The following is a 4,753-nucleotide window of genomic DNA, read 5'->3' as shown; positions in this document are numbered from 1 at the left end:
GGCGCCCCGGGAACCGGCAGCGCCGCCCCGCCCCTGGCCATGCAGGACACCGACCCACCCGGGCCGCTCATCTCTCCGGCACCGGAGAAACCGCCCGCAGCATCACAGGAAGCCAACCGGCCGGACCTGCCTGAGACGGACTTCAAGGTGTGGGTCCGCCGGCTCTTCACCGCCCCGGGCACCGGACAGCTCGTCGGCATGGACTCCCGCGCCCGGCTCATGCCCGCCGGACTGCGCCGCTTCATCCAGGCCCGCGACGCGATCTGCCGCACCCCCTGGTGCGACGCCCCCATCCGGCACTTCGACCACATCATCGCCTTCAACGACGGCGGCGACACCAGCGCCGCCAACGGCGAAGGCTACTGCGAAAACTGCAACCTCACCAAAGAAGCCAACGGCTGGCAAGCCCGCGAAATACCCGCAGGCCGCCACACCGTCGAAATCACCACCCCCACCGGCCACACCTACACCTCCACCGCCCCCGCCCTCCCCGGAACCCCGCCAGGTCAATCCGCCACGAGCACAACCCCGTGCTCACCGGTGAGCGACCGTGCATCTTCGAGGGTGAAGCAGGCCCGGCGGAACCGGCCATCCCCGTCGGATGCCGCATTAGCGCGGACAATCAAGCGGCGCAAACGGCTTCTGATGAACCGGCAATGATCTCCTCCGGCCGCCACTGAAGTTGATCCTTAGGCCGGATTCCAGCGGCTGCCGGAGACGACGTCGCTCACCGTCGCCGCGGCTCAAGGGACCGCGCCCGTGCTCAGCATGCTCATCGGACGAAATGGTGCAGGACTCGTAGTACCGTTATTCCGTTGTGATGTAAGCGACGGCGGTGAAGCCTTTGGCCACCGCTCTTTTTTATGCCCAGACCGGGCAGAGTGAGAAGAAAGGGGAAGCGGCTTGGCTGTATCCCAGCACGAAACCGAACCCTCGTTAAAGAAAGTCCTGGGGCGGTTGGACGTCCTTGCGCTCGGCTTCGGCGCCATGATCGGCTTCGGCTGGGTGGTGCTAACCGGCGGCTGGCTGGAGTCGGCCGGAACCATGGGTGCTGTGACGGCTATGGTGGCCGGCGGCGTCATCATGGGTGTCGTCGGTCTGACCTATGCCGAGCTGTGTGCAGCCATGCCCAAGGCGGGCGGTGAGCACAACTACATCATGCGGGCCATGGGACCGCGCCCGTCCTTCATCGGGTCCTGGGCCATTATCGGCGGTTATGTCACCATCGTGGCCTTCGAGGCCGTGGCGCTGCCGCGCACAGTGCAGTACATCTTTCCCGACCTCAGCCAGATCAAGCTCTGGAACGTGGCCGGGTACGACGTCCACCTGACCTGGGCACTGGTGGGCGTGGTCGCGGCCATCGCGATCACTTGGATCAACATCCGCGGCGTCAAGGAAGCCGGCATCGTGCAGAACTTCGTGGTGCTGTTCCTGCTGGCCATCGGCCTGGTCATGATTGCCGGGGCCTTCACCGGCGGCGAGATTTCCAACATGGAACCCTGGTTCAACGGCGGGATGACCGGCTTCTTCGCAGTACTGGTCGTGGTCCCGTTCCTCTTCATCGGGTTCGACGTCATTCCGCAGTCCGCCGAGGAAGTCAAGATTCCGGCCCAGCAGATCGGCAAGCTGGTCGTCGTCTCCGTCATCCTGGCAACCATCTGGTACGTGATGGTCATTCTCACCACGTCGTCAGCGATGCCGGCCAGCGAACTTGTGAAGACGGACATTGCCACGGCTGACGCGGTAGGTGCCATGTTCGGCTCCGACATCATGGCTAAGATCCTTATCGCCGGTGGCATTGCGGGCATCCTCACCTCGTGGAATTCGCTGTTGCTCGGCGCCTCCCGACTGATGTTCTCGCTGGCGCGCTCAGGCATGCTCCCGGCCTGGTTCGGGCGTCTGCACCCCAAGTACGGCACTCCGCACAACTCCTTGTTGTTCATCGGCGCACTCAGCGTGTTGGCTCCGTTCTTCGGCGAGGAAATGCTCGGCTGGCTGGTCGACTCCGGCGCTCCGAGCATCGTCCTGGCCTACACGCTGGTCGCCGTCTCCTTCCTGATCCTGCGCCGGCGGGAGCCGCAAATGGACCGTCCGCTGCGGATCGGCGGAAAGGGCAAGGGCGGACTTGCCATCGGCGTCGCGGCGGTGGTGCTTGGCACCGCGCTGTTCAGCCTCTACATGCCCGGCATGCCGGCCCAGCTCGGGATCGAGCCATGGATCCTCTTCGGTCTGTGGTGGATCGTGGGCTTGGTCTACTTCTTCCGTGTTCCAGCCGGCATCAAGGCCGGACCGGACGCGGAGGAGGAAGTATTGGCGGCCGCGCGCCGGCGCTGACCAGCCAATAACGACGACGGCGGCGTCCGGGCCTTTGTTGCTGCCTCCCTCACGGGGCGGTAAGCAACGTAGGCGGGCGCCGCCGTCGTTCTTTTCCTGGCTTAAGGCGGGTTCTGCCGCGAGCGATGGCCGGAAGCCGGCACGAGGCCCGATGCTGGCGCGACTTTGGCGTGGCTGTGGGAATCGGCTCCGCTGTACCCTGCTGCCTGGCGTGGAACGGTACTGTTTGGCCATGGACATCATCCTGGTTCCCGGGTTCTGGCTGGATGCTTCGTCATGGTCCGACGTGACGCCACCGCTGGTGGAGGCGGGGCACCGGGTGCATCCGCTGACGTTGCCGGGGCTCGAGTCAAGGGATGCGCCGCGGGCCGGGATCGGCCTGGGTGACCATATCGACGCCGTCGTCAAAGAGATGGACCGGATCGGCGGGCCGGTGGTCCTGGTGGGCCATTCAGGTGGCGGCGCGATCATTTATGGTGCAGTGGACGCCCGGCCGGACGCGGTGACGCGCTCGATCTATGTGGACGCCGGGCCGCTGGCAGAAGGCGGGGTCATCAATGACGGGCTGCCGGCGGAGGGCGACGAGGTGCCGCTGCCGCCGTGGGGCGGGTTCGAGGATGAGGACCTGGTGGACCTGGATGACGAGTTGCGGGCCAGGTTCCGGGCACGCGCGATTCCACAGCCGAAGGGCGTCGCCTACGAGCCGATGCGGCTGCATGATGAGCGCCGCCTGGACGTTCCAGCCACGGTGATTGCCTGTGAGTTTCCCTCCGCCATGCTGCGCGAATGGATCGACGCCGGACATCCGTTCGTCGCGGAACTGGCCCGCATCCGCGAGGTGGAGTACGTCGATCTGCCGACGGGGCACTGGCCGCAGTTTACGAAGCCGGCGGAACTCGGCCGGGCGATCCTGGCGGCAGTCGAACGTTCCGCCTGAGGGCGCCTGCCCTGCTCAGTTATGCGGGCCCACCGGCGGTTTAACCGCGTGCACTGCGCAGCCCGCCTCCAGGATGACGCGCTGCGCGGTGCTGCCCAGGAGTAGCTTGCCCACGCGCGAACGCCGCCGCACGCCGATGACCACAAGTTCGACGTCGTCCTCATAGGATACGTCGACGATCAGGTCGCCCGGGTCATCGTCGCTCGTCATCTGCCGCACCTTCGTGCGGACGCCGGCTGCTTCCGCGCGCTCCAGCAGCCGGGCCAGCTCTTCCTGGGCATCGTGGGTGTTCTCGGCCTGCCCAGGGCCCAGGATGCGCAGGTCGGTGCCGCGCAGGACGGCCTCGTCGATCGCGGCGTCCAAGGCGGCGCGCCCTTCTTCGGTCGGCACGAAGCCAACGGCAACACTCATGATCTTCCTCCGTTACTTGACCGGCGTTTCGAGCGTTCCCTCGGCCATGAAACGCTTGAGGTTGGCCAGGGTGAGGGCTGCCATATCGGCCCGGGTCTCGTGCGTCCCGCTGCCGAGATGCGGAAGGATGACGACGTTATCCATACTGAGCAGTTCCTCGGGCACGTGGGGCTCGTCAACGAAAACATCCAGTCCGGCGCCGGCCAGCCGGCCGCTGACCAGTGCGTCCACGAGCGCAGGTTCGTCGACCACGCTGCCGCGGGCGATGTTCACAAGGTAGCCGGCGGAGCGAGGGCCTCCAGCACGTCGGCATTCACGAGGTTCTTGGACTCGGGCCCACCGGCCGCGGCCACGATCAGGACATCGGAACGGCGGGCGAGCTCGACCAGCGAGTCCACGTACTCGTATTCCACGCCCTCGACCGGACGGCGGTTGTGGTAGGCGATGGTGCAGTCGAAGCCTTCGAGGCGGCGGGCGATGACTTTGCCGATCCGCCCCAGCCCGAGGATGCCCACGCGTTTGCCGCTGGCTTTGGTGGCGAGCGGGAAGTTGCCCTTGGCGGCCCAGTCGCCGCGCCGGACGTAGCGATCGGCAGCGCTGATGCGGCGCAGGACATCGACGTAGAGCGCGATTGCTGTGTCCGCCACGCAATCGTTCAGGACGTTCGGGGTGTTGCTGACGCCGATGCCTCGCTCGGCGGCCAGGGCCGCGTCGGTGGTGTCGTACCCGACGCCGAAGTTGACGACCGCCTGCAGGTTGGGGAGTGCCTGCATGAGGTCCGTCCCCACGCCGAAGCGGCCGGAGGTGACGGCGACCGTGAACTCGGCGGCCCGCTCCGCAAGGAAATTTTCCCGATCGGAGGCATCGTCCGGGAGGCGGACGGCGTCGTAGTCATGGACGATGGCATCCTCGACGGCCGGCATCAGGGGGCCGACCTGCAGGACAGCGTGCGGTGTAGTCATACCGGGGAGCGTAGGCCGAGGATCTATGCAGGTCCAACTCTGAAATTGGATGGATCGATACTCTTGAGGCATCGTTTCCGGCCGCGCTTCGAAAAGCCGCGGAATCTCG

Annotated in this window: 4 protein-coding genes and 1 pseudogene; 3 read left to right on the top strand and 2 right to left on the bottom strand. The window is 66.3% G+C overall.

Features of this window, described 5'->3' with window-relative positions; all coding sequences use genetic code 11:
• The 3 genes from D477_RS00220 to D477_RS00210 all read left to right on the top strand — a co-directional run.
• The coding region (locus D477_RS00220; RefSeq protein WP_005266108.1) for an HNH endonuclease signature motif containing protein at positions 1–660 on the top strand (660 nt) is incomplete at its 5' end.
• 327 nt (positions 661–987) lie between these two features.
• On the top strand, positions 988–2,334 hold the full coding sequence (locus D477_RS00215; RefSeq protein ID WP_237740656.1) for an amino acid permease: 1,347 nt from the start codon (positions 988–990) through the stop codon (positions 2,332–2,334).
• Between the two features lie 232 nt (positions 2,335–2,566).
• Positions 2,567–3,271, top strand: a complete 705-nt coding sequence (locus tag D477_RS00210) for an alpha/beta fold hydrolase (protein ID WP_043844981.1) — start codon at positions 2,567–2,569, stop codon at positions 3,269–3,271.
• A 15-nt stretch (positions 3,272–3,286) separates the two neighbouring features.
• Here the strand turns inward: D477_RS00210 and D477_RS00205 are convergent, their stop codons facing one another.
• Positions 3,287–3,682 (bottom strand): universal stress protein, encoded by a 396-nt coding sequence (locus tag D477_RS00205; protein WP_005266105.1) that lies wholly within the window; start codon positions 3,680–3,682, stop codon positions 3,287–3,289.
• Positions 3,683–3,694: 12 nt separating this feature from the next.
• Positions 3,695–4,605: pseudogene (locus tag D477_RS00200) on the bottom strand (2-hydroxyacid dehydrogenase).
• Positions 4,606–4,753 lie beyond the last annotated feature (148 nt).

This window comes from Arthrobacter crystallopoietes BAB-32 (genome assembly GCF_000328305.2).
Taxonomy (GTDB): domain Bacteria; phylum Actinomycetota; class Actinomycetes; order Actinomycetales; family Micrococcaceae; genus Crystallibacter; species Crystallibacter crystallopoietes_A.
The sequence above is the reverse complement of the archived record's forward strand: the minus strand, read 5'-3'. Positions and strand labels throughout refer to the sequence as shown.

What these genes read in the sequence shown, in the direction of transcription:
- D477_RS00205 (WP_005266105.1), bottom strand. Translation starts at nt 3,682, where the DNA reads ATGAGTGTTGCCGTTGGCTTCGTGCCGACCGAAGAAGGGCGCGCCGCC.
- D477_RS00210 (WP_043844981.1), top strand. Translation starts at nt 2,567, where the DNA reads ATGGACATCATCCTGGTTCCCGGGTTCTGGCTGGATGCTTCGTCATGG.
- D477_RS00215 (WP_237740656.1), top strand. Translation starts at nt 988, where the DNA reads ATGATCGGCTTCGGCTGGGTGGTGCTAACCGGCGGCTGGCTGGAGTCG.